The 23,975-nt window shown below is 72.5% G+C and carries 22 protein-coding genes and 1 pseudogene; 15 read left to right on the forward strand and 8 right to left on the reverse strand.

Going from position 1 to position 23,975, the window contains the following annotated elements:
• The first annotated feature begins 21 nt into the window (after positions 1-21).
• Together AB0B58_RS01760 and AB0B58_RS01765 are read left to right on the forward strand one after the other, a co-directional pair.
• Complete coding sequence (locus AB0B58_RS01760; RefSeq protein ID WP_360215767.1) at positions 22-2,130, forward strand: transglycosylase domain-containing protein; 2,109 nt, start codon at positions 22-24, stop codon at positions 2,128-2,130.
• Positions 2,131-2,265: 135 nt separating this feature from the next.
• On the forward strand, positions 2,266-3,306 hold the full coding sequence (locus tag AB0B58_RS01765) for a hypothetical protein (RefSeq protein WP_360215770.1): 1,041 nt from the start codon (positions 2,266-2,268) through the stop codon (positions 3,304-3,306).
• A 49-nt stretch (positions 3,307-3,355) separates the two neighbouring features.
• On the opposite strand, the gene AB0B58_RS01770 is transcribed toward AB0B58_RS01765, so the two are convergent.
• Positions 3,356-4,363: a LacI family DNA-binding transcriptional regulator gene (locus tag AB0B58_RS01770; protein WP_360215773.1), complete on the reverse strand. Its 1,008-nt coding sequence runs from the start codon at positions 4,361-4,363 to the stop codon at positions 3,356-3,358.
• Between the two features lie 232 nt (positions 4,364-4,595).
• On the opposite strand from AB0B58_RS01770, the gene AB0B58_RS01775 reads away from it, so the two are divergent.
• Positions 4,596-6,389: a LamG-like jellyroll fold domain-containing protein gene (locus AB0B58_RS01775; RefSeq protein WP_360215776.1), complete on the forward strand. Its 1,794-nt coding sequence runs from the start codon at positions 4,596-4,598 to the stop codon at positions 6,387-6,389.
• A 150-nt stretch (positions 6,390-6,539) separates the two neighbouring features.
• Here the strand turns inward: AB0B58_RS01775 and AB0B58_RS01780 are convergent, their stop codons facing one another.
• Both AB0B58_RS01780 and AB0B58_RS01785 read right to left on the reverse strand, forming a co-directional pair.
• Positions 6,540-7,100 carry a hypothetical protein gene (locus AB0B58_RS01780; RefSeq protein WP_360215779.1) on the reverse strand — a complete coding sequence of 187 codons (561 nt, stop codon included), beginning with the start codon at positions 7,098-7,100 and terminating at the stop codon, positions 6,540-6,542.
• A 214-nt stretch (positions 7,101-7,314) separates the two neighbouring features.
• Positions 7,315-7,644, reverse strand: coding sequence for a metalloregulator ArsR/SmtB family transcription factor (locus tag AB0B58_RS01785; protein WP_360215782.1), 330 nt, complete (start codon positions 7,642-7,644; stop codon positions 7,315-7,317).
• A gap of 63 nt (positions 7,645-7,707) precedes the next feature.
• On the opposite strand from AB0B58_RS01785, the gene AB0B58_RS01790 reads away from it, so the two are divergent.
• Together AB0B58_RS01790 and AB0B58_RS01795 are read left to right on the forward strand one after the other, a co-directional pair.
• A complete protein-coding gene (locus tag AB0B58_RS01790) occupies positions 7,708-8,775 on the forward strand; it encodes an NAD(P)/FAD-dependent oxidoreductase (protein WP_360215785.1) in 1,068 nt (355 codons plus the stop codon).
• Complete coding sequence (locus AB0B58_RS01795; protein ID WP_360215788.1) at positions 8,772-9,599, forward strand: hypothetical protein; 828 nt, start codon at positions 8,772-8,774, stop codon at positions 9,597-9,599. The genes AB0B58_RS01790 and AB0B58_RS01795 overlap by 4 nt, the downstream gene beginning before the upstream one ends.
• A gap of 63 nt (positions 9,600-9,662) precedes the next feature.
• On the opposite strand, the gene AB0B58_RS01800 is transcribed toward AB0B58_RS01795, so the two are convergent.
• On the reverse strand, positions 9,663-10,169 hold the full coding sequence (locus AB0B58_RS01800) for an N-acetyltransferase family protein (RefSeq protein WP_360216225.1): 507 nt from the start codon (positions 10,167-10,169) through the stop codon (positions 9,663-9,665).
• 21 nt (positions 10,170-10,190) lie between these two features.
• Positions 10,191-10,355: pseudogene (locus tag AB0B58_RS01805) on the reverse strand (transcriptional regulator); the annotation flags it as partial.
• A gap of 105 nt (positions 10,356-10,460) precedes the next feature.
• Between AB0B58_RS01805 and AB0B58_RS01810 the strand changes: the two are divergent.
• From AB0B58_RS01810 to AB0B58_RS01820, 3 genes are all read left to right on the forward strand, one after another.
• Positions 10,461-11,150 carry a helix-turn-helix domain-containing protein gene (locus AB0B58_RS01810; RefSeq protein ID WP_360215791.1) on the forward strand — a complete coding sequence of 230 codons (690 nt, stop codon included), beginning with the start codon at positions 10,461-10,463 and terminating at the stop codon, positions 11,148-11,150.
• 97 nt (positions 11,151-11,247) lie between these two features.
• A complete protein-coding gene (locus tag AB0B58_RS01815; RefSeq protein ID WP_360215794.1) occupies positions 11,248-11,991 on the forward strand; it encodes an MIP/aquaporin family protein in 744 nt (247 codons plus the stop codon).
• 26 nt (positions 11,992-12,017) lie between these two features.
• The gene (locus tag AB0B58_RS01820; protein WP_360215797.1) at positions 12,018-12,425 is read left to right on the forward strand and encodes an arsenate reductase ArsC; all 408 of its coding nucleotides are present in this window, start codon (positions 12,018-12,020) and stop codon (positions 12,423-12,425) included.
• 224 nt (positions 12,426-12,649) lie between these two features.
• Here AB0B58_RS01820 and AB0B58_RS01825 read toward each other — a convergent pair whose 3' ends face one another.
• Together AB0B58_RS01825 and AB0B58_RS01830 are read right to left on the reverse strand one after the other, a co-directional pair.
• A complete protein-coding gene (locus tag AB0B58_RS01825; protein ID WP_360215800.1) occupies positions 12,650-14,323 on the reverse strand; it encodes a discoidin domain-containing protein in 1,674 nt (557 codons plus the stop codon).
• A gap of 144 nt (positions 14,324-14,467) precedes the next feature.
• On the reverse strand, positions 14,468-15,880 hold the full coding sequence (locus tag AB0B58_RS01830; protein ID WP_360215803.1) for a DHA2 family efflux MFS transporter permease subunit: 1,413 nt from the start codon (positions 15,878-15,880) through the stop codon (positions 14,468-14,470).
• 90 nt (positions 15,881-15,970) lie between these two features.
• Between AB0B58_RS01830 and AB0B58_RS01835 the strand changes: the two genes are divergently transcribed.
• The 4 genes from AB0B58_RS01835 to AB0B58_RS01850 all read left to right on the forward strand — a co-directional run bounded on the left by AB0B58_RS01835 (position 15,971) and on the right by AB0B58_RS01850 (position 18,882).
• Positions 15,971-16,546 (forward strand): TetR/AcrR family transcriptional regulator, encoded by a 576-nt coding sequence (locus AB0B58_RS01835; RefSeq protein ID WP_360215806.1) that lies wholly within the window; start codon positions 15,971-15,973, stop codon positions 16,544-16,546.
• 73 nt (positions 16,547-16,619) lie between these two features.
• Complete coding sequence (locus AB0B58_RS01840) at positions 16,620-17,138, forward strand: SigE family RNA polymerase sigma factor (protein WP_360215809.1); 519 nt, start codon at positions 16,620-16,622, stop codon at positions 17,136-17,138.
• Entirely contained in the window at positions 17,135-17,824 is a 690-nt protein-coding gene (locus tag AB0B58_RS01845; protein WP_360215812.1) for a hypothetical protein, read from the forward strand. The genes AB0B58_RS01840 and AB0B58_RS01845 overlap by 4 nt, the downstream gene beginning before the upstream one ends.
• On the forward strand, positions 17,821-18,882 hold the full coding sequence (locus tag AB0B58_RS01850; RefSeq protein ID WP_360215815.1) for an amidoligase family protein: 1,062 nt from the start codon (positions 17,821-17,823) through the stop codon (positions 18,880-18,882). The genes AB0B58_RS01845 and AB0B58_RS01850 overlap by 4 nt, the downstream gene beginning before the upstream one ends.
• A gap of 3 nt (positions 18,883-18,885) precedes the next feature.
• On the opposite strand, the gene folP is transcribed toward AB0B58_RS01850, so the two are convergent.
• Positions 18,886-19,767, reverse strand: coding sequence for a dihydropteroate synthase (gene folP, locus AB0B58_RS01855; RefSeq protein WP_360215818.1), 882 nt, complete (start codon positions 19,765-19,767; stop codon positions 18,886-18,888).
• 164 nt (positions 19,768-19,931) lie between these two features.
• On the opposite strand from folP, the gene AB0B58_RS01860 reads away from it, so the two are divergent.
• Genes AB0B58_RS01860 through AB0B58_RS01870 form a run of 3 tightly spaced genes read left to right on the forward strand, consistent with a single transcriptional unit; the run spans position 19,932 to position 23,969 of the window.
• Complete coding sequence (locus AB0B58_RS01860; RefSeq protein ID WP_360216228.1) at positions 19,932-21,569, forward strand: ABC transporter ATP-binding protein; 1,638 nt, start codon at positions 19,932-19,934, stop codon at positions 21,567-21,569.
• Positions 21,566-23,299 (forward strand): ABC transporter ATP-binding protein, encoded by a 1,734-nt coding sequence (locus tag AB0B58_RS01865; protein ID WP_360215821.1) that lies wholly within the window; start codon positions 21,566-21,568, stop codon positions 23,297-23,299. Before AB0B58_RS01860 ends, AB0B58_RS01865 begins: the two co-directional genes overlap by 4 nt.
• Positions 23,300-23,336: 37 nt before the next feature.
• On the forward strand, positions 23,337-23,969 hold the full coding sequence (locus AB0B58_RS01870) for a DUF2461 domain-containing protein (RefSeq protein ID WP_360215824.1): 633 nt from the start codon (positions 23,337-23,339) through the stop codon (positions 23,967-23,969).
• Positions 23,970-23,975 lie beyond the last annotated feature (6 nt).

The following is a 23,975-nucleotide window of genomic DNA, read 5'->3' on the forward strand; positions in this document are numbered from 1 at the left end:
TCTTCCCGTGATCGCAACAAGTTGGCCAGCGCCGGATCGCTGCTGATCTGCGGCCTGCTGGCCGGCGTCGTGGTGGCCGCTGCGTCGTTCCCGGCCGTCGCCATGTCGGGGCTGGCGGCGAAGGCCGGATCGGAGACGTTCGGTGAGCTGCCGAGCCAGCTCTCGCAGCAGAGCGCGCCGCAGGTGACGCGGGTGTTCGCGTCGGACAACAAGACCCAGCTCGCGGTCATGTACGACGAGTTCCGCAGCGACGTGCCGCTCAAGGACATCTCGGTGAACATGCAGAACGCGATCGTGTCCGCCGAGGACCACCAGTTCTACAAGCACAACGGCGTCGACCTTAAGGGCGTCGCCCGCGCGTTCGTGAACAACAAGAACGGCGGCGGCAGGCAGGGCGCGTCGACGCTCACGATGCAGCTGGTCCGGATGACCCTGGCCTACTCGGCGAAGACACCCCAGCAGGCGGTCGACGCCACCAAGGACACCCCGGAGCGCAAGCTCTCCGAGATGAAGTACGCGATCCAGCTCGAGAAGGAGCTCACCAAGCAGCAGGTCCTCGAGCGCTACCTGAACATCGCGCCGTTCGGCAACGGCGCGTACGGCGTCTACGCCGGCAGCCAGGTCTACTTCGGCAAGAAGCCGAAGGACCTCACGGTGCCCGAGGCGGCCCTGCTGGCCGGCATGGTGAAGGCGCCGACGTCGTTCGACCCGACGACGCCCAGCGGCTACCCGCAGGCGCTGGACCGGCGCAACTACATCATCGACAACATGCGCGACCTCGGCTACCTGACCCCGGCCGCGGCCACCAAGGCCAAGGCCGTCAAGCTCGGCCGGACCACCAACCGGCCCGGCAACGGCTGCGTGTCGGTCGCGAAGAACAACTGGGGCTTCTTCTGCGACTACTTCTACCGCTGGTGGCTGACCCAGGAGGCGTTCGGCAAGACCACGTACGACCGGGAGCGGCAGCTCAAGACCGGCGGCTACCGGGTCGTCACCTCGCTGGACGTCAAGGCGCAGAGCGCGGCGCGCAAAGAGATCACCAAGCTGATCCGCGACACCAACCGCAACGCGCTGCTGCTGGCCGGCGTCGAGCCCGGCTCCGGCAAGGTCCGCACGCTCGCCGCCAACCGCAAATACAAGCTGGACAGCACGACCGACCCGAAGAACCGGCTCTCGTCCGACCCGGCGAAGGCGGCTAAGGGGATCCGCGGCACCTATCCGAACACCACCAACCCGATCATCACGGGTGGCGGCGACATCACCGGCTACCAGGCCGGCTCGGTGTTCAAGATGTTCACCATGGTCGCGGCGCTGGAGAACGGCCTGGGGCTGGACCACACGATCAATGCGCAGGGGCGGTACAAGTCGGGCTACGTCATCGACCCGAGCTCCGACGCGGCCTGCCCCGGCACGCACTTCTACTGCCCGGGCAACGCCTCGAAGAGCGAGGTCGGCCCGTTCAACATGTGGACCGGCTTCGGACGCTCGGTGAACACCTACTTCGTGCCGTTGCAGGAGGAGGTCGGCGCCGAGAAGGTCGTCGACGTGGCGAAGCGGTTCGGCGTGAAGTTCCGGTCCGAGAGCGACGCCAGGATGGCGAACGACGAGGCCTCGGCGAACCAGTGGGGCGCGTTCACGCTCGGCGTCTCCGCGTCGACGCCGCTCGACATCGCGAACGCGTACGCGACGCTGGCCGGCGACGGCCGGTACTGCGCGCCGACGCCGATCCAGCAGATCTACACCCAGGACGGCAAGAAGAGCGACATCGGCCAGCCCAAGTGCAACCGGGCGACAAGCAAGGACGTCGCGCGCAGGGCGCTGGACGCGGCCCGCTGCCCGGTGGGGGACCAGGCGCAGCTCGGTAACTGCGCCGGCGCGACCGAGCGGAGCGCACGCAGCGTCGTCGGCCACCCGATCTTCGGCAAGACCGGCACGACCGACGCCGACAAGACCGCCGCGCTCGTGGTCGGCACCCAGAAGCTCGTGGTGGCCGGCTACCTGGTGAACCCCGACTGGGCCGATCACCCGGACCGGATGTCGCACGGCATCGTGAACCCGGCGGTGTACCGCACGGTCGCGGACTACATGGAGGACCGGCCGGTCGAGGAGTTCAAGAAGCCGAGCGACTGACCCGGCGATACCAGGACGCGTGGCCGCAGGTCTTCGACCTGCGGCCACGCTCGCTTTCCGCTCCGGACATGTACAGGCCGCTGTCGATCTCATAAATTGACGGCGGTCCATCAATTCCGGAACGTGGGAGCACACATGCTCGGTAAGGGCAGGATCGCGGCCGCGCTGACCACGGCGCTGGTTTCCCTCGGCCTCGTGGCGCCGGCACCCGCCGGCGCGGCGGTCAGCCGGGCCGAACTGGCGCTGCGCTGGGCGCCGATCCACTACCAGGACGTCGACGCCACCGGCAGCCATGCGCTGGGCGGCAAGTCGGACTACCTCACCCGCGTCGACTTCGACGGGGACCTCAACGGCCGCAACAACTGGGACCGGGCGGCCCAGCCGGACGTCTCGTTCTCGGCGGCGGCCTACTACTCCGTCGCGGAGACGGGCACGCACTGGTACATCACGTACCTCTTCTTCCACCCGCGGGACTGGGTGGACCATCCGTTCTTCGAGACCGAGCACGAGAACGACGGCGAGGGCGTGCTGCTCGCGGTGCAGAAGGACGGTTCGGCGTACGGGGTGCTGCGCTCGGCGGTGACGGTCGCGCACACGAGCTTCTACTCGTACACGCCGAGCGGGAGCACGTGGACCGGCGGCCGCGAGACGGTGGACGGCACCCTGCAGATGCAGTCCTCGCCGCACGACTCGTTCCAGCACCCGGTGACCGCGCAGGAGGTGCAGGGGCACGGCCTGAAGGCGTACCCGCAGTACAACATCAACGGCGACGGCCTCGTCTACTACCCGGCGGCGCAGGGCGAGACCCCGAGCAGCGGCAACGACCGGGACGTCCGGTACGAGCTGATCGACGTCTTCGCGTCCGGCGGCCTCTGGGCGCAGCGCGACAACACGAACCTGTACGCCAACCTGGGCACGTTCGCGGGCGACGCCTCGGGCGGCTGCGGCACGGGCACCTTCTCGTGCGGCACGAACTCGGCGAACGCGCCGTGGGGCTGGGACGACCCCGACGACCTCCCGGGTCGGGGCGAGATAGCCACCAACCCGGCGAAGCTGTCGGCCGAGTACTTCACGATCCCGGGTGAGCTCTCCCGGGCGTACACCTACAACCCGTACGCGGCCGAGGCGGCGGACCTGAAGCGGGCGGCCGAGACGGCACCCCCGGTCACGGACTGAGCCCGGGTCACGGCGGCGGCCCCGCCCGTGGATTCCGCTGCGGCGGGATCTACGGGCGCGGCGCCCGGCTGCTGTCGCGGATGATCAGTTCCGTCGCCAGCTCGATGCGGGGTGCCTGGATCTCCTCACCCTGCGCGAGGCGCAGGATGGTCCGGGCCGCCAGGCCGCCCATCTCCGCGAGGGGCTGCCGGACCGTGGTGAGCGGCGGCGACGCCCACCGCGCCTCCGGAAGGTCGTCGAAGCCCACCACGCTCAGGTCGTCGGGCACGCGCAGCCCGCGCCGGCGGGCCGCCTCGTGCACGCCCAGCGCCATCGTGTCGCTCGACGCGAAGATCGCCGTCGGGGGCTCGGCCATGTCGAGCAGGGAGGCGCCGCCCGCGAAGCCCGAGTCGTACAGGAAGTCGCCCTGGCGGATCAGGTCCTCGTCCGGCTTGAGTCCCGCCGCCTCGAGGCCCGCGCGGTAGCCGTCCATCCGGGCCCGGCTGCAGAGCAGGTTCTTGGGGCCCGCGATGAAGCCGACCCGGCGGTGACCGAGCTGCACCAGGTGCTGGGTCGCCGACAGGCCGCCCGCCCAGTTCGTCGCGCCGATCGTCGGCACGTCGATCGCCGCGCCGCCGGCCGGGTCGATCACCACGACCGGGATGTTGAGCCGCTGCAGCTCGGCGTAGACCGGGGTGGTCAGGTCGGAGGTCACGAAGATGACGCCGTCGGAGGCGCGCACGTAGAGGTTCTGGAGCCACTGGCGGGTCGCCGCCGACCTGCGGTGTACCGCCGAGACGACCGTGCCGACGCCCGACGAGTGCATCACGTCCTCGACGCCCCGGATCAGCTCCACCGCCCAGGGGCTGTCCAGGTCGTTGAAGACCAGGTCGACCAGGGCCGCCTTACCGGCCTGCTGGCGCGACGCCCGGCGCCGGTACCCGTGCTGCTTGAGCAGGGTCTCCACCATCTCGCGGGTCTGCGGCGACACGTCGGCGCGGCCGTTGAGCACCCGGGACACAGTGGGTACCGAGACCCCGGCCTCGCGGGCGATCGCGGCGATGGTCACGCGGGCCACGGCGTTCTCCTCGTAAGTTTCGGTTGCAGTTTTCGGAAGTATTCCACAGTCTCCGCGGGAAAACATGAGAATCATTTATGTTCATCGATATAGATCACCGGGAGGCCTGTCACCCCATAGCGCCACGTGATCCATTCGCCCGGCCGGTGCTCGCGTCCTTTGGGCGCGAGCGCCGTTAGTTCCCGTTGTGCGTAATAACCGAAATAGCCTGAAATCCGCCGCACGCCGGTTCGTGACCGTCGGCGTCGCCACCGTGGTCGTCGCCGTGGGTGGCGCCGCCCTCGCCGAGGTCGTGTCCGGGGCGCCCACGCCGTCGCCGTCGTTCAACGGTGCGGTGTACGCGCTCGCACACCGCGGCGACGTCGTCTACGCCGGCGGCTCCTTCACCGGCGCCCTGGTCGGCGGCAAGACCGTCGCGCGGCAGCGCCTGGCGGCGTTCAACGCGCGGACCGGGGCCCTGCTGGACTGGAACCCGGGTGCCGACGCCACCGTCCGCGCGCTCGCCGTTGACGGCGACACCGTCTTCGCCGCAGGGGACTTCGACAAGGTCGCCGGCATGTCGCGCGACGCCGTGGCGAGCATCGACGCCAACACCGGCGTCCTCGGCGCGCTCAAGCACACCGTGCTCGGGCAGCCGAACGCGCTCGCCGTCGCCAACGGCCGGCTCTACGTTGCCGGCCGGCTCACCGCCGTCGACGGCATGCCCCGCGCCAACCTGGCCGCGTTCAGCACCACCACCGGGCTGCTGGACAGCTGGGCGCCGACCACCGACGACACCGTCAACGCGCTCGCCGTCGCCGGCAACCGGGTCTTCCTCGGCGGCGCGTTCCACAAGACCAACGGGGTCAGGTCGACGCTGCGGCTCGCCGCGGTGGACGGCACCACGGGTGCGGTGGACGCCACCTTCATGCCCAAGCCGGTCTCGCAGGTCTTCGCCCTCGCCAGCGACGCCGACGGCGTGTACGCGGCGCTGGGCGGGCTGGGCGGCCGGGCCGTCGCCTACACCCTCGCCGGCGCGACCCGCTGGACCCGGGTGTTCGACGGAGACGCGCAGGCGATCGCCACGATGAACGGCACCACCTACGTCGGCGGGCACTTCGACAAGGCCTGCACCACCACGAACAACGGCATCAAGGGCGTCTGCACCGACGGCTCCGTGCCGCGGGTCAAGCTCGCGGCGATCGACGGCGCCGGCAACCTGACCGAATGGGCCCCGCAGGGCAACGGCGTCGTCGGGGTGCGCACCCTCGCCGCGAACCCGGCCAACGGCCTGCTCAGCGCCGGCGGCGACTTCACCACGATGACCGGATCGGCGCAGAAGCGGTACGCGTCCTTCGGCGGCCCGAACCCGGCCGTTCCCGTACCGCCCGCGCCGCCCGCGCCGCCGTCGCCGTACGTGGCGTCCTACAACTTCGACTCCACCGTCGCCGACGGCACCTACGACGACGGCTCCGGCAACGGCCACCTGCTCAGGACGCTCGCGGTCAACGGCGGCGCGCTGAAGTCCGTCCGGCACGGCGACGGGCTGGGGCTCGCGTTCCCGACCAAGTGCACCGGCGCCGACTGCGCCCGGGTCGTGCTGCGGGCCAACGACGTCCCGGACCTGAACCCGGGCGGCCGGAACCTGCGCTACGGCGCGGCGGTGCTGCTCTCGCCGGCGGAGACCTCCTCGGGTGAGAACGTCCTGCAGAAGGGCTACTCGACCGCGGGCGGCCAGTACAAGCTGCAGGTCGACGGCATCTCCGGCAAGCCGACCTGCGTGATGAGCGACCAGACCGAGCCGACGATCCACGTGGCGAGGGGCGCCCGGTCGATCGCCGACGGGGAGTGGCACACGCTCGAGTGCCGGCGGGCCGGCACCAACCTGTCGATCCTCGTCGACGACCAGGAGGTGGGCAGCGCGACGGTGCCGGCCGGGCTCGCGGTCGTCACGACCCAGCCGCTGAGCCTCGGCGGCAAGGGCACGGGCGCGGACAACGACCAGTTCCACGGCAGCATCGACGACGTCTGGATCAGCATCGGCTGACCGCCCGGCCGGGATCCCCGCCGGGGGATCCCGGCCGCAGGATCCAAGCTGCCCGGGTGAGGCCGGCAAGGTCGGCGAACGGCAACGCCGCCCACGTCGCATCTGATCAACCGTGTCCGGGCTGCGAGATCGCCCGTGCATCCAGGCCGGTCAGGTAATCCCGAGATCGGCGCGTGTGCGGTCGAGCATCAGCCCGGTGGCGTGCCGAAACGTCTCGAGCGTCCGCTCCACCGGCTGATCGTCCACGGATCGCCCATCGATCGCCTTGATGAAGGTGAGCATGATGCGGCAAACCTCCTCGGAGGCGTCGGCGACCTCCGGTGAGCCTTGCAGGCGAAGCGGCACGCAGGACGTCTCGGCCTGCTCGGCCAGGTCGGCGAGCCGAGCGAGTTCTTCCGACGTCAGCTGGCCGGCGCTTTCCGGACGGTCGACCACCACCGTGTAGGTAGCGGATGCCCACGTCGCCACGGCCAGGAGAAATCCGGTGTAGACCTCCTGGCGCTGCTGCCTGGTGCGTAGCCGGTCCTCGCGCTGCCACTGCTCACTCCGGTCCTCCCGTTCGCGCCGCCATCGCCGCTCGTCGGCCTCCTTCTCCTGGCGCCACCGACGATCTTCGCGCCGCGCACTCCACATCTGCGTGAAGATCGTCGCGCCCAGCGTGCCGGCGACGCCGAGGAACGCGACCAGCAGGACGGTCCACGTTGGTTGCATGCCCTCAGTGTGGCCGTCCCCGGCCGAAGCCAGGAGGGCTGAGGAGCCAGCCGGGCGCCATCGCCGGCCGGCCGCGTCGGCGGGGTGCCGGCCATGACGGCCGGGAGGGGCCGGACGCGGTTACGGCGTGGTGTCGGCGCCCGATCTGTGGCCGTTGATACCGGGGTGAGCCGGCGGAGGGTGTCGCAGGTGAAGCATCGGGGCGTCCGCGTGATCAGGTCGAGGCGCTGTCCGGTTCCGCGGGTGGAGGGCAGCAGCACGCCAGGTAGCCCTGGAGCTCGGTCAGGCGTGTGGTGATGGTGGTGGGGTCGGCACGGTAGCGCACGAGTTTGCCGTCGCGGCTGGACTGGACGAGGCCGCCGCGGCGCAGGATCGCCAACTGCTCGGAGGTGGTGGACTGGCCGAGGCCGCAGCGGTCGGCGACCTCGCCGACGGTGAGCTGTGTGCCGTCGGCGAAGAGCATCATGATCTGCTGGCGGGTCTCGCTGGCGAGGGCTTTGAGGAAGTTCTGGGTGGGCTCGTCGAGGGCCGGGGGCGTGGTCATCGGGTTCCAGTCTGCTGCATCACGTCATTTCGTCTTCTCGCGATATGACGATACATTGCCGGTATGACTCTCGCTGACGTTGTCGTCATCGGTGGTGGCCAGGCCGGCCTCGCCACCGCCCAGGCCGCCCTGGCCTGGGGCTGGCGGCCGGTCGTGCTCGATGCCTCCGGCGGTGCGGGCGGCTCGTGGCCCCGCTATTACGACAGCCTGACGCTGTTCTCCCCGGCCCGGTTCTCCTCGCTGCCCGGCATGGCGTTTCCCGGCGATCCGCAGCGCTACCCGGTACGCGACGAGGTCGTCGCCTACCTCGACGCCTACGCCCGGCGCCTGGATGCGGACGTGCGCCGCAACGAACGGGTGGACCGGGTCGCCGAGGAGGACGGCGGCTTCGCCGTGTCGACTTCCAGCGGCTCGGTGGTCCGGGCCCGGATGGTGGTGGCGGCCAGCGGCGGGTTCAGCCGCCCCTACCGCCCGGCGCTGCCGGGCCTGGACACGTTCACCGGCACGGTGCTGCACTCCGCGCAGTACCGGCAACCCGCGCCGTTCGCAGGGCGCCGGGTCGTGGTGGTGGGTGGCGGGAACTCGGCGGTGCAGATCGCGGTCGAGTTGGCGCAGGTAGCGACCGTCAGCATCAGTACCCGGGACCGGCTGCGCTGGCAACGGCAGCGGGTCCTGGGCAGGGACTTCCACTGGTGGCTGGCCCACACCGGCCTGGACACCTCCGCACTCGGGCCCCGGCTGGTGCAGGGCGGCGTGCCGGTGATCGACGACGGCCGGTACCGCACCGCCGTCCGCGCCGGGACACCGGACCACCGGCCGCTGTTCACGCGCCTCGACGGCGACGGCGTGGTGTGGGCAGACGGCACCCGGGAGCGGGTCGACGCGGTCATCCTCGCGACCGGTTTCCGGCCGGACCTGCCGTTCCTGGACGACACGGCCGCGCTCGGCGATGCGGGTGCGCCACTGCATCACGGGGGAGTGTCGTCGACGGTGCCGGGGCTGGGCTATGTGGGTCTGGAGCGGCAGCGCAGCTTCGCGTCGGCCACCCTGCGCGGTGTCGGCCGCGACGCAACCCACGTGCTGAAGGCTCTCGCCCGGCAGGCCGTACCGGCGCAGCGTGTGGCCCGGTGAGCACGGCCGCCCTCGCGATCCTGCTGGTGGCCTCGATGCTGGCGGTCGGCACCACGTTGCGCGCTGCCGACTTCCGCGCGCTGGCCGACCGGCCGGCGGTGCCGGTGCTGGCGGTGCTGGCCAACGTCGTGGTGATTCCGGGCCTCGCGGTGGTGCTCGCGTCGCTGGCCGGTCTCGGCGCGGACGCCACGTTCGGGATCGTGCTGGCCGCGGCCGCGCCGGGTGGTGGCACGGGTGCGTTGCTGACGTTGCATGCGCGGGGTGATCTCGCGGTCGGGGCGGCGCTGCAGGGTGTGTACGCGCCGTTGGGATTGCTGAGCGTGCCGCTGTGGGCGTGGGTCGCCGGCTACGATCCCGCGCCCGCCGGTCCCGGCGGTGTGGCGCTGGTCGCGGGTGGGTTGTCGGGTCAGGTGGTGCCGGTCGCGGTGGGCATGTGGCTGCGCCGCCGGCGTCCGGCGGTGGCGCAGCGGGTGCACGAGGTCAGTCGCCGGGTGGCGGACGTGTTGCTTGCGGTCGTGGTCCTGTACTTCCTGGCCACGAGCGGGACGCGGCTGCCCGAGGTGGGTTGGGTGACGGCCGGCGTGATCGCCGTCGTGGTCCTGGCGTGCCTGTCGCCCGCGCTGGTCCCGGTGTTCGATCCACCTGCGGCGCGGCGCGCGGTCGCGATGACAACGGCGGTGCGCAACCTGTCGCTGGCGCTGTTCGTCGCCGCCGCGGCCGGGCCGGTGGTGGTGTTGACGCTGCTGGCCTACGGCTTGCTGATGTATGCGCTGTCGGTACCGGTCGCACTGAAGCTGGCGAGGACGGCCGCGCCGGTGAGCTGATCCGCCGGCACCGGGGTGGGCGAGGCGGACCGGTGGTCATCAGGGCCCGGCCGCCGTGGCGGTTCAGTTGACGTGAGGGCTGCGGCGTTCGATGAAGATCACGTCGCGCCAGCGGTTGCCCTGGGCGAGATGGCGGCCGACGCGTTCACGGACGCCGACGATCCGGAAACCGGCGGCGTGGTGCGCGGCGAGGCTCGCGGTGTTCTCCGGGAAGACCCCGGACTGGATGGTCCAGATGCCGGCCGCCTCGGTCGAGGCGATCAACGCATCGAGCAGCATCCGGCCGACACCCCGGCGCTGTGCGGCGGGATCGACATAGACCGAGTGCTCGACCACGCCGGCGTAGACGGATCGGGACGACACGGCGGAGACCGCGGCCCAGCCGAGGACCGTGCCGTCGGTGTCGACCGCGACGAACCGGTGGTCGGGTAGCTTGCTCGCGTCGAACGCCGCCCAGTCGGGGGCGGTGTGCTCGAAGCTGGCGTCGCCGGCGTCCATGCCGGCCTGGTAGATCGCGAGGACCTGCTCGGCGTCCCCGGCGCGCATGGTGCGGATCGCGACGGGAGTCATGAGCAGCCTCCGGGTCGGCGTCGGTGTGGGGTGTCCCATCACGACGTCGGCGGCGGACGGGAAGCAGTCGATGCGGCGGGCGTTGATCCGGTAGTGCCGGGCGGTGCCGACGGGCTCGACCAGGACGAAGCGCACCTCGGTGAGGATCTTCAAGTGCTGCGAGACGGTGGACCGGGCCAGGCCGATTACCGGTGGAAGTGTAGCGGCCCGGACGGCGCTGTCGCGGTGGAGTCGGGCGTGGTGACCGCCGCCGGCTTGACGCGTCGCTATTGGTCAGCAATCATTGACTCAATGAACGGTGATGGTTCGCCGCTGCGGGTGCGGGCGCGTATCCACGCGGCACTGGGCGACCCGGCGCGGCTGGCGATCGTCGACGCACTCACCCTCGGGGACGCCTCACCCGGGGAGATCGGCCACGACCTGGGCATGCCGACCAACCTGGTCGCCCACCATCTCAAGGTGCTGCAGGACGCCGGCCTGATCGTGCGGACCCGGTCCGAGGGCGACCGGCGGCGTACCTACCTGCGGCTGCAACCCGACGTCCTGGCCCTGCTGGCTCCGCCGCTGCTGGCCGGCGCGGACCGGGTGGTGTTCGTCTGCACCCACAACTCTGCCCGCTCCCAGCTCGCCGCCGCCCTGTGGCGCGACCGGGTCGGCGGGCCGGTGGCCTCCGCCGGCACGATACCCGCCGCCCGGGTCCACCCCCGGGCGGTCAAGGTCGCCCATCGGCACGGGCTGGCCCTCGACCCGGCCGGTACCGCGCACGTCGCGGACGTCGTCGACGACGGCGATCTGGTGATCGCGGTCTGCGACAACGCCCACGAAGACCTCACGGGCGGCGTCCGGCTCCGGCTGCACTGGTCGGTTCCCGACCCCGTCCGGGTCGGCACCGACGCCGCGTTCGAGGCCGCCTACACCGACCTCGCCGGACGCGTCGACCGCCTGGCGCCCGCCGTCGCGCCCCCATCCGACCGCGACTGATCCCTGCCGATCCGCCCTGTGGGTCGCCAATGATGGCCGACCGCCACAACGACGACCGCTCCCCTCCTGCCCGCCGACAGACCGGAGTTCCATTTCCATGCAACCCATCGCACCGTGGCGACGCCTGCTGGCGGAGTTCGTCGGCACCGCACTGCTGGTCACCGCCGTCGTCGGCTCCGGCATCATGGCCAGCACCCTGTCCCCCAACGACGTCGGCCTGCAGCTATTGGAGAACTCGGTCGCCACCGCGTTCGCGCTCGGCGCGCTGATCCTGACCTTCGGCCCGGTGTCCGGCGCCCACTTCAACCCGGTCGTGTCCGCCGCGGACTGGTTCCTCGGCCGGCGCACCCGCACCGGCCTGACCGGCGCCGACCTAGCCGGATACCTCGCGGCGCAGACCGCCGGGGCGATCGCCGGATCCGTCCTGGCGAACCTGATGTTCGACCTGGCCCCGGTCACGTTCTCCACCAAGGACCGCGCCGAGGGGCATCTGTGGCTGGGTGAGGTCGTCGCCACCGCCGGGCTGCTCCTGCTGATCTTCGCCCTGGCCGGGTCGGGCCGCGCCGCGGTCGCTCCGGCGGCGGTCGGCGCATACATCGGCGCGGCCTACTGGTTCACCAGCAGCACCAGCTTCGCGAACCCGGCCGTCACCGTCGGTCGGGCGTTCACCGACACGTTCGCCGGCATCGCACCCGCGTCGGTACCCGCGTTCATCGTCGCCCAGTTCGTCGGGCTGCTGGTCGGTGTCGGCCTGCTGCTCGCCCTGTACCCGGGTGCCGCCCAAGCCGCCGACGACGTCGTGGTCGAGCATCTGGCGGCCGAGCGCACCGCCGCGCCCTGATGGAAGCCACAGTGGAGGATCGAGCTATGAGCGACAAGCCAAGCGTCCTGTTCGTCTGCGTGCACAACGCCGGCCGCTCACAGATGGCCGCCGGCTGGCTGCGCCACCTCGCCGGCGACACGGTCGAGGTCCGCTCCGCCGGCTCCGCGCCCGCGGAGACGATCAACCCGGCCGCGGTCGAGGCCATGGCCGAGGTCGGCATCGACATCACCGACCAGAGGCCGAAGAGGCTCGAGTGGGAGACCGCCGAAAGCTCTGACGTGATCATCACGATGGGCTGCGGCGACGCCTGCCCGATCTTTCCCGGCAAGCGCTACGAGGACTGGAGACTCGACGACCCGGCCGGCCAGGGCGTCGACGCGGTCCGGCCGATCCGCGACGACATCAAGACCCGGATCGAGGCGCTGCTCGCCGACCTCATCCCGGCGCCCTGACCTGGACGAGGTCCGCGACCACACGCTCCGCCGGGCCATCACCGCCTCGGCACTGTTCGAAGTACCGCCTTCGGAGCGCCGGCCGGACGTCCCTACCGCTCAAGGCGCCCGTGCGAACAGGCGAGCTCTCACCGACCCCGTTGCCGGGGACGGCGACGGGCCGGCGCCGGAGGACACCGGCCCGCCACCCCCTGCGGCTGAGGATGGAAGCCGCAGAGGCTGAGTCATGCCGCGTACGCCTCGAGCGAGGACGCCTGTCCCGCCGGCCAGCCGGTGTTGGCCGTGAACGTCACCCGCACGTAGCGGCTCGCGGTCGCGGCGCAGGCGATCGTGGCCCGGTTGCCGGTGGCCGGGTCGAAGGTGCGGTCGGCGGCGCCCGCCAGCGTCGTGAACGCGCCGCCGTCCGTGCTGCCCTGGATGTGCAGCGTCTGCGTGCGCGTCTCCCAGCCCGGCGGCAGCCTGAGTACCACCCGGGTGACCGCGGTTGCCGCGCCGAGGTCGACCTGCAGCCACTGCGGGAATGCGTGGTTGGTGCTCTCCCAGTAGGTGCCCGGGTTGCCGTCGACCGCGTTGCCCGGGCCGTACACCTGGGTGTGTCCGCTCTCGGCAGTCGGGCGGCCGGCGGCCAGGTCCCGGGTGGGGTCAGGGCCGGGGCCGCCGTTCACGGTCGGCGGGGTCGGCCGGGTCGCGGTGAGCGCCAGCAGGCCCTTGAGCATCCGGCCGCCGTCGGCGGTGATGCGCAGGTAGTAGTCGGCGGAGCAGGCGGTGCCGTCCTCGTCCAGCGCCCGGATGCCGGTGCCGGCCGGCACGTGTGCGGCGGTCGGCGCGGTCTTGGCGATCTGGTTGCCCTCGTTGAACTCGTCGAACATGGACACGTAGAGGCCCTGGGAACCGAGCCGGATCATGTTGTAGAGGCTGCGCCAGTAGTAGTCGCCGTGCCGGCGGTGCCCGGACGACAGGTCGCCCGGCAGCACGCACGGCTGGTAGTCGATGCCGAGCGCCTGGCAGTCCGCGTAGTCGCCGACATTGACGTCGGCGTGGTACGAGTCCAGGTCCGCCGGGCTCGCGGCGCGGCCCACCATCCACGGCGAGATCATGTGGAACGCGTGGTAGACGTCGCCGAACCCGGGCCGGGAGTCGTTGATGCCCTGCCGCCACCAGGTCGGCACGCCGCCGATCACGTAGCAGCCCCGCGCCTTGAACCAGTCGATCACCTCGAGGCACGGGCCGGGCGCGAACGGGCGGCCCGGATCGGCGAAGCCGAAGCCCCAGAGGCACACGACCGGCCGGCCGTTCTGCCGCGCGTACGCGGGCGACGCCGTGTGCGCGGACATCTTGGTGTCCCAGTCCGTCTTGAGCTCGGACTGCATGTTCGTCCAGCCCGTCACGTCGTACATGATGTAGAACTTGCGGCCGGTGGCCTCGGCCGCGGCGCGGATCTTGACCGCCATGGTGTCGCGGGTCGGTCCCTCGTCGCCGAACGGGTTGAAGCGTTGCAGCGCCGCCGTGTCGATGCCGTAGTCCCGCATCCATCGCAGGTGGGTGTCGACGGTCTGCTGGTCGTAGGAGGAGAAGAGCCGCGCGGGCCGCCCGTCGCCCAGGTTCGGGTATGCGGTCGGGTAGCCGTGTGCGAGCTCGGTCAGGTCCGGCCAGGACACGATCGTGGTGTTGCCGGGCGAAGGCGGCTGGAACCGGTCGCGGCTCCAGTGCCACCAGCCGCCGATCGGCGCGCCGTCGCCGGGGCAGGCGAACCAGCCCTGGTAGCCGGCGCTGATCTTGCCGACGACGTCGCCGGGCGGGGAGGCCGCGGCGGCCGGTCCGGCGAGCGCGGCGGGTATCGAGGCCGCCGCGGAGCCGGCGGCCACTGTGGAGAGAAGGGTACGGCGGGAGACGGGCACGGCGACGCTCCTCTGATCCGAACTCGGGGGAGTTGGGGATGACGGATCGACGGTCATCGTGGCAGTACCCGACACATCCACGCAATAGTTGAACCAAACTATGAAACATTCAGGACATGGTCTCGAAAGAACCCGGGCGTGACCTCAGGGCTGCGTGCGGCGGGGCAGCCACGCGGCCACCAGGCCGCCGGCCGCGATCAGGCAGGCGCCCACCACGACCGCCGGCACCAGGCCGTCCACGAAGGACTGGCGGGTCGTGTAGTCGCCGTACGAGCTGAAGACGGAGGCCAGCACCGCGACGCCGACCGCCACTCCGAGCTCGCGGATCGTGTTGTTGGCGCCCGAGGCCACGCCGCGTTCCCGGGCCGTGACGCTGGCCAGGGCCATCGTGCTGATCGGCGCGAAGGTCAGGCCCATGCCGACGCCCGCCAGGACGAACGCGACGACGATCTCGCCGTAGGTGACGTCGGTCGTCGTGGCGAGGGCGATCCACAGCACGCCGGCCGCAAGCAGCACCTGGCCCGCGACGATCAGGTTCCGCAGGCCGAGGCGGTCGGCGAAGATGCCGGCCAGCGGCGCGACGACCATCGGGGCCATCGTCCACGGCAGCGTGCGGACGCCCGCGTCCAGCGGGCTCAGCCCCTGCACCACCTGGAAGAACTGGGCGAGCAGGAAGACCGAGCCGAACGCGCCGGCGGAGAAGGTCAGCGAGACGATGTTGACCAGGCTGAAGGCGCGCGAGCGGAAGAGCGAGAGCGGCAGCATCGGCGCCGGGTTGCGGTGCTGCCAGCCGACGAACGCCGCCAGCAGCGCGGCCCCGCCGATCAGCATGGCGAGCACGCGTGCCGAGGACCAGCCGTGCTCCGGGCCGTCCACCACTCCCCAGACGAGCAGGAGCATGCCGGCGGCGGAGAGCAGCAGGCCGAGCGGGTCGAGCCGGACCGCGCCGCCGCGCGACTCGCGCAGCACCGTCGCGGCCAGCACGATGGCGACCATGCCGACGGGCACGTTCAGCCAGAAGATCCACGACCAGTCGAGCCCCTCGACCACCGCGCCGCCGACCACCGGGCCGACCGCGACGCCGAGGCCGCTGATGCCGCCCCAGATGCCCACCGCCGCGTTGCGGTGCCGGTCCGGTACGGCCTGTGCCAGCAGGGTCAGTGACAGCGGCGCGACCGCGGCGCCGGCCAGGCCCTGCACGGCCCGGGCCGCGGTCAGCATCCAGGCCTCGGTGCTCAGCGCGGCGGCGGCCGAGGCGAGGGTGAACAGCACGATGCCGGCCAGGAACACCCGGCGCCGGCCGAGCCGGTCGCCGAGCGCGGCGGCGGTGAGCAGGAAGGCGGCGAACGGCAGGGTGTACGCGTTAACGAACCACTGCAGGTCGGCCAGGGAGGCGCCGAGGTCGGCGCGGATCACCGGCAGTGCCGTCGTCACCACGAGGTTGTCCAGCGTGACCATGAACATCGGGATGCCGACGGCGGCGAGCACCGCGGCGAGGGGGCGGGGCCTGCGGCGGTCCGTCGTGTCGGCGGGCCGCTGGGGCGCGAGGGTGCTCATGGGGCTCCTAGTTGTTATTCACTGATAACTACGCTGCCGAACTTAGTTATCAGCTGATAACCTGTCAACGTCGAATCCGAAGGAGCCCGTGTGACCAGGACCCGCCTGACCGCCGAGGAACGCCACGATCAGCTGATCGGCGCGGCCCTCACGGCATTCACCACCGGCGGCTACGCCGGCACGACCACCGACCAGGTGGCGCGCCTCGCCGGCGTCTCCCAGCCCTACGTGATCAGGCTCTTCGGCACCAAGCAGCAGCTGTTCATCGCCACCCTCGAGCACGCGGCCTACCGCATCGAGCAGCGTTTCCGGGCGGCCGCCGCGATCCAGGCGGACCTGTCGAGCATCGGCGACGCCTACGACGAGCTGCTCACCGAGCGTGAGCTGATCACCGTGCTGCTGCACGGCTTCGCGGCCGGCGCCGACCCGGCCATCGGTCCCGTCGTCCGGGCGTGTTTCGGCCGGCTCGTCGAGACCGTGCGCGAACTGACCGGCGCGGGCGCGGAGGAGATCCGCGACTTCTTCGCGCACGGCATGCTGCTGACCGTGCTCGGCGCGATGAACGTCGTCGGCCGCGACGCGGTGGCACCCGAGAAGTGGATGAGCGACCTGGTCGGCAGCCTCGATCTGCCGAAGGCCCGCCAGGACCCGGGCGGGCCGGCGTAGGGGCACCGCGGGTGGCGGGAAAAACTTTGGATCATGAGTGCACAGACGGCGGCGGGGCAGCGTTCTAGTGGGTGTGACCTTCGAGCAATTCGCGGTGGCCCGGCTTCCCAGTCTGCTGCGCTACGCGGTCGTCCTCACCGGCGACCGCGATCTGGCGCAGGACGTCGTCCAGGAGGTGCTGGCCCGGGCGCAGGTCAGATGGCGGCGGATCGACGGGGCCGACTCCCCAGAGGCCTACGTGCGCAGGATGGTGCTGAACGAGTACCTCTCCTGGCGGCGTAGCTGGGCGGCTCGCAACGTCCACGCCGTCGGCGAGCGGCTCGTCGACATCGACGACGCCCGTGGCGGGGTACGCGACCACGCCCAGGACGTCGTGGAGGCCGACGAGCTGTGGAACCGGCTGGCCACGCTCGGGCGCAAGCAACGCGCCGTGCTCGTGCTGCGCTACTACGAGCAGCTGGACGACGAGGCGATCGCCGACCTGATCGGCTGCTCGCCGGCCACGGTCCGCAGCCACGCGTCGAGGGCACTGAAGAGTCTCCGGCTCACGTCGGAGCGAGCGACCAGGATCCATGCCGAGGAGATGTCGTGACGGAACACGGAGACCAGCTCCGCAGGGCCTTCGAGACCCATGAGAACGGGGGCCCGGATCCGGCCGAGGTGTACGCCCGGGTGCAGCAGCTGGCCCGCGGCTACCTGTGGCGCCGGCGCGGTGCGCAGGCCGCCGGCGGTGCCGTGCTGGGCGTCGGCCTGATCGCCGGCGTCATGAACCTCCCGGCGCTGCTGCCCGCGGGGCCGAACGACAACGTCGCGGTGGCGCCGGCGCTGCAGGCCGGCGCACCGGCGGCCGCGCAGTCCGCGACCCCGTCCGCCTCCGCGCCGCCGCTTCTCACCAAGCCCGGCACCGGGTTCGAGGACCCGGACCAGGACGAGTTCGACGCCTACTTCGGCGCCGGCTACGACTACGACGACGCCGTGAAGCTGGCGAGCGTCTGGAAGAAGCCGAAGGACGACATCGGCGCCGTCAAGGCGGAGGCAGGGCGGCGGCTGCTGGCTGGCGAGACGCTCCCGGTGAAGCCGGGCGAGGGGGCGCCGCAGACGGGTACCGTGCCGCCCTCCCGCGAGGAGGTCCGGGTCGAGGCCTTCTTCGCCGCCGGGTACGACTACGACGACGCGGTCAAGCTGGCCAAGATCTGGAAGTCGAAGACCCCCTACGCGGCGAAGGTCGCGGGCGGCAAGAAGCTGCTGGCCGGGGAGACCCTGCCGATCCGGCCGTGACCGCCCGCCTGCACCGGCGTACGGGGTTCGAGATCGAGCTGATGGCCCCGCCAGGCCGCAGCCGGCGCACCCTGGCCCAGGATCTGGCCGCCCGCTGCGGCGGCCAGGTCCGGCCGGTGTGGCACCACGACAGCGAGCCGTCCCTGGTTCCCGGCCTGGGGCGGTTCCTGCACCTGACACAGGGCTTCGAGGTGCGGGGGCGCGACGGTGACCCGCTCTGCACGCTCGTCGACGACATCACGCTGATCGCCGGGCTCGACCGGCGGGCCGCCGCGCCGCCGGGCTGGTTTCGGATCCTCAGCGACGACCCGCGGCTGTTGCGCCTGCTCGAGGCGCAGAGCGACCCCGGCGGCGACCTGCCGGAGGCGCTCGACGCGGCGGCGCGGCTGTGGGGCAGCGCGGTGCAGCGGGTCGGCGACGTCTACCGGCTCGACGACGCCGCCGGCTCGACGATCGCGCTGGCCGCACCGCAGGGCGGCGAGCGGGAACGCCCCTGCGAGATCGTCACCCCGCCCCTGACCGGCGACCACGGCGCCGCCCTCGATCGGCTGCTGGGCCCGGCCCGGGAGCTCGGCTTCACCGTGCCGCTCGAGGCCGCCGTGCACCTGCACCTCGACGGCGCGCCGTTCCGGGCGCCGCACGCCCTGGCCAACGTCGTCCGGCTGTTCGCCTACTGGCGGGAACCGCTGCGGACGCTGCTGCGTACCAACCCGGCCTGCCGGCGCCTCGCCCCGCTGCCGGCGCCGCTGGTGGCCGCCGTCGGCGGCGTGCCGTCCTACGACGAGCTGTGCCGGGCCGCCGAGGAGGGCGGGCTGACCAAGTTCTTCGACGTCAACCTGACCCAGCTGCTGCGCGCCGACCCGGTCCGGGACACGATCGAGATCCGAATCCTGCCCGGCGCGATCGACACCGCCGAGATCCTCAACCGGGCCGGGCTGGTCGAGCTGCTCCTCGAGCGCTGCCTCGGGCAGGAGCCGGTGCCGGCCGCGCCCGCCGACCCGGACGCCGCGGCGGAGGAGCTGCTGGGGCTGGCCGCGGTGGCACTCGCCGAACGGTAGTCCCTACATGTTGTGCCGGGCGTAGGCCGGGTCGCGCAGGCCCAGCATCGCCTCGGTCATCCGGACCGCGTCGACCGCCGCCCGCACGTCGTGCACCCGGACGATCCGGGCGCCCCGCAGCACGCAGAAGACCACCGCCGCGACCGTGCCAACCAGGCGCTCCTGCTGCGGGCGGTCCAGCGTCTCGCCGATGAAGTCCTTGTTGCTCAGGGCGGCGAGCGTCGGGTAGCCGATCTCGGTGATCTCCCGCAGCCGCCGGGTCAGCTCCAGCGAGTGGTACGTGTTCTTGTTCAGGTCGTGGCCGGGATCGATGATGATCTGCTCCGGCAGTACCCCGCGGGACAGGGCGACGTCGACCTGTCGGCGCAGGAAGGCGCCGACCTCCGCGGTCACGTCGCCGTACTGCGGGCTCGGGAAGAGGGTGCGCGGCGCGGCCAGGCTGTGCGTGATCACCAGCGACGCGGCGGTGCCGGCCACCGCGTCGGCCATCGCCGGGTCGCGCAGGCCCGAGGTGTCGTTGACGACCCCGGCGCCCGCTTTGATCACCTCGCGGGCCACCTCCGGCCGGTAGGTGTCGACCGAGACCACGGCCAGCTCCCGGGCCGCCTCGACTACGGGCAGCACCCGCCGGAGCTCCTCCTCGACGGAGACGTCCGGCCCGGGTGCGAACGGCACGCCCCCGATGTCGATCCAGTCCGCGCCCGCGTCGGCCGCCGCCCGGACCGCCTCGAGGGCCTTCTCGAGCGCGAACGTGCGCCCCCGGTCGTGGAACGAGTCGGGGGTGCGGTTGACGATCGCCATCACCACGACGCGGCGCGCGAAGTCGTATGACCGCCCGCCGATGACCCGCTCGGCGCTGATCAGCGGAGGTCCGTTGTCGCTCACGTCGGGAGAGTAACCCGGCGGCGAGGATCCCCTTGATGCGGCCTCCCGCCGATGATCGAACCTGCTCTATGGTGCAAGGCGTGACGGAAGCAGGACACCCGGTCGCGGACGTGCGCGGCCCGTTGCCGTACCTGTGGTGGCTCGTCCGGCGGCAGAAGGGGCGCATCGCCACCGGCGCCCTGCTCGGTTCGTTGTGGATGGTGGGGCTGACGCTTCCGCCGTACCTGCTCTCCCAGGCCATCGACCGCGGGCTGCAGCGGCGCGATCCGGCCGCGCTCGCCGCCTGGGTCGCGGTCCTGTTCGCCGTCGGCGCGGTCAACGCGCTGCTCGCCATCCTCCGGCACCGCACGATGACCAAGATCCGGCTCGACGGCGGCTTCCGGACCGTCCGGGCGGTCATCGCGCACGCCACCCGCCTCGGCGCCGCCCTGCCGCGGCGCATCGGCGCCGGCGAGATCGTCACCATCGGCATCGCCGACGTCTGGGTGCTGGCGCAGGCCCTCACGGTCACCGGGCCGGGGCTCGGCGCGGTCATCGCGTACGTGGTGGTGGCCGTGCTGCTGCTGGAGATCTCCCCGCTGCTGGCCGTCGTGGTGCTCGCCGGGGTGCCGGTGCTGGCCGTCGTGGTCGGGCCGATGCTCGGCCGCCTGCAGCGGGCCGGCGCCCGCTACCGGGAGCGGCAGGGCGCGCTCGCCGACCGGCTCGTCGACATCATCGGCGGCCTGCGGGTCCTCAACGGCCTCGGCGGCAAGGACGGCTACGCGTGCCGGTACCGGCACGAGTCCCGGGCCGTCGCCGAGGTCGGCTACCGGGTCGGCGCGGTGACCAGCTGGATACAGGCGCTCGGCGTCGGTCTCCCCGCGATCTTCCTCGCCGTGGTGATCTGGCTGGCCGCCCGGATGGCCGCGCGGGGCGACATCACGGTGGGCGAACTGGTCGCCGTCTGGGGGTACGCGGCGGTGCTCGTCGTGCCGGTCGCGTTCTTCATCGAGGGCGGGTTCGACATCAGCCGGGCCCTGGTCGCCGGGCGCCGGGTCATCGACTTCCTGCGGTTACCGGTGGATCCGCCGCCGCGCGGGCAGGGCCCCGACGGCCCGGCCGTGCTGCGCGACCCCGACTCCGGCGTGGTCGTCATCCCCGGGCGGCTCGTCGCGCTGGCCACCGCCCGGCCCGCCGACGCGGCCGCCGTCGTCGACCGCCTCGGCCGGTACGGGCCGACCGCGGTGACCTGGGGCGGCACCCGCGTCGACGGGCTCGCGGTGCGGGACCGGATCCTGGTCGCCGACAACGAGGCCTACCTGTTCACCGGCGCGCTCGGCGAGGTCGTCGCCGGCCGCTCCGAGCCGGACGACGCCGCCGTCGCGCGGGCCCTGGCCGCGGCCGCGGCCTGCGACATCGTGGACGGCCTGCCGGACGGGACGGCCTCGGTGATCGACACGCAGGGCCGCAACCTCTCCGGCGGCCAGCGCCAGCGGGTACGGCTGGCCCGCGCCCTCTACGCCGACCCGGAGATCCTGCTCGCCGTCGAGCCGACCTCCGCCGTCGACGCGCACACCGAGGCGGCCATCGCCGAACGCCTGCCCGCGGCCCGGGCCGGCCGGGCCACGCTCGTCGCCACCACGTCCCCGGCCATGCTGGACCGCGCCGACATCGTGCACTACGTCGTCGGCGGACGGCTCGCGGCGACCGGCACCCACCGGGCGCTGCTCGACACCGAGCCCGGGTACCGCGCGCTGGTGACCCGGGCCGCGGGGGAGGCCGCCCTGCCCGAGGCCGCCCTGCCCGAGGCGGCCCGGCGATGACGGCGCTGCCGGTCGCCGGGCGCGCGCACGTGCGCCGGGCCGCGTTCCGGCTGATCCGCGACGACCGGCGGGCCGTCGCGCTGATGGTGCTGCTCAACGCGCTCGCGGCGATCGCCGGACTGGCCGGGCCGTGGCTGCTCGGCCGGATCATCGACACGGTCACCGGCGGCCACGCCTCGGTGGGCGTCGTCGACCGGCTCGCCCTCGCCGTCCTGCTGTGCACGGTCCTGCAGATCCTGCTGGCCCGCTCGGCGCTCGCCGTCGGGTACCGCTTCGGCGAGCGCACGGCCGCCCGGATCCGCGAACGCTTCCTCGACCGGGCCCTGGCCCTGCCGGCGTCCGTGGTCGAACGGGTGCCGGCCGGCGACCTCGCCGCGCGGGGCACCGGCGACGTCGGCACGGTGGCCTCGACCCTGCGCGACGCCATCCCCGAGGTGCTCATCGCGGCCGTGCAGGCGCTGTTCGTGCTCGTGGCCGTCTTCCTGCTCGATCCGCTGCTCGGCGTCGTCGCCCTGCTCGGGCTCTCCGCCATCCCGGTCGCCACCCGCTGGTACCTGCGCCGGGCGCGGACCGCCTACCTGGAGGAGGGCGCGGCCGGATCCGTGCTCGCCGACGAGCTCGCCTCGACCATCGCGGGCACCCGCACGGTCGAGGCGCTGGGGCTGCGTGACCGCCGGACCGCGGTGGCCGACGAGGCGATCCACCGGGCCCGGGACACCCGGCTGCGGACCCTCTTCCTGCGCAGCGTGCTGTTCCCCGCCGTCGACGTGTCCTATGTCGTGCCGGTGGTGGCCGTGCTGCTGGTCGGCGGCGCGCTCTACATCGACGGCGCGCTGACCCTCGGTGCCGTCGCGGCCTGCGCGCTGTACCTGCGGCAGCTGGCCGTGCCGCTCGACGCGATCCTGATCTGGCTGGAGCAGCTGCAAAGCAGCGGCGCGTCCTTCGCCCGGGTCGAGGGGCTGGAGGCGATCCCGCCGGGCGTCGTGACCGGGCGGTCGGCGCCGGCCGGCGACCGGATCGAGGTCCGCGGCGTCCGGTACGCCTACGAGGGCGGCCGCGACGTGCTGCACGGCGTCTCCCTGACCGTGCGACCGGGGGAGCGCCTCGCCCTGGTCGGGCCGTCCGGTGCCGGCAAGTCCACCCTCGGGCGGCTGCTCACCGGGGTCGACCGGCCGCGCACGGGCAGCCTGACCGTCGGCGGCGTGGAGATCTCCCGGCTGCCGCCGGGCCTGCTGCGCCGCCAGGTCGTGCTCGTCACCCAGGAGCACCACGTCTTCCGCGACGCGGTCCGCGACAACCTGACCCTGGCCGCGCCGGACGCCACCGACGACGACCTGCTCTCGGCGCTGGCCGTCGTCGGCGCCGACTGGGCCGCGGAGCTGCCCGACGGCCTCGACACCCGGCTGGGCGGCGACGGCTTCGCCCTGGACGGCGCGCAGGCGCAGCAGCTCGCGCTGGCCCGGGTGGTGCTCGCCGACCCGCACACCGTCGTGCTCGACGAGGCGACCGCGCTGCTCGACCCGACGACCGCGCGGGACGTGGAGCGCGCGCTGGCGGCGGTGCTGCACGACCGTACGGTGATCGCGATCGCGCACCGGCTGCAGACGGCGCACGACGCCGACCGGGTGGCCGTCATGGACGGCGGGCGGCTGGTGGAGCTGGGCACGCACGACGACCTGGTCGCGGCCGGCGGCACGTACGCCGACCTGTGGCGAACCTGGCACGGTTGACCCGCCTCGGCCCGGCGGCGGCTCCTAGACTTGGCCGGTGACGTTCCGTGGCTGGCCGAGTGAGGCGCTGGAGTTCTTCGATGGGCTCGCCGCCGACAACTCGCGGACCTACTGGACCGCCCATCTCGCGTTCTACGAGCGTCAGGTGCGCGGGCCGATGCAGGAGCTGCTCGCCGCGCTGGAGCCGGAGTTCGGGCCGGGCAGGATCTTCCGGCCCTACCGGGACGTGCGGTTCAGCAAGGACAAGTCGCCGTACAAGACGCACCTCGGTGCGTGGCTCTCGTTCGGCGGGTACTGCCAGTTGTCGGCCGGCGGGCTGGCGGCCGGCTGCGGCATGTATCAGCTGGCACCCGATCAACTCGACCGGTACCGGCGGGCGGTGGCCGATCCGCGGACCGGCGCGGAGCTGACCGCGCTGATCGCGGACATCGAACGGTCGGGGATCGGGGTGCACGGGCACGGCAGCCTGAAGACGGCGCCGCGGGGCTACCCGAGGGACCATCCGCGCGTGGACCTGTTGCGCCACAAGGGCCTGACCACCTGGAAGGAGTGGCCGCCGGCGGCCTGGCTGGGCACCGCGGCCGCGAAGAACCGGATCGTCGGCCTCCTGCGCGGCAGCCGGCCGCTGCGGCGATGGCTCGACGACCACGTGGGACCGGCCGCGAACTGAGGCGCC

Source organism: Actinoplanes sp. NPDC049118 (assembly GCF_040648555.1).
Taxonomy (GTDB): domain Bacteria; phylum Actinomycetota; class Actinomycetes; order Mycobacteriales; family Micromonosporaceae; genus Actinoplanes.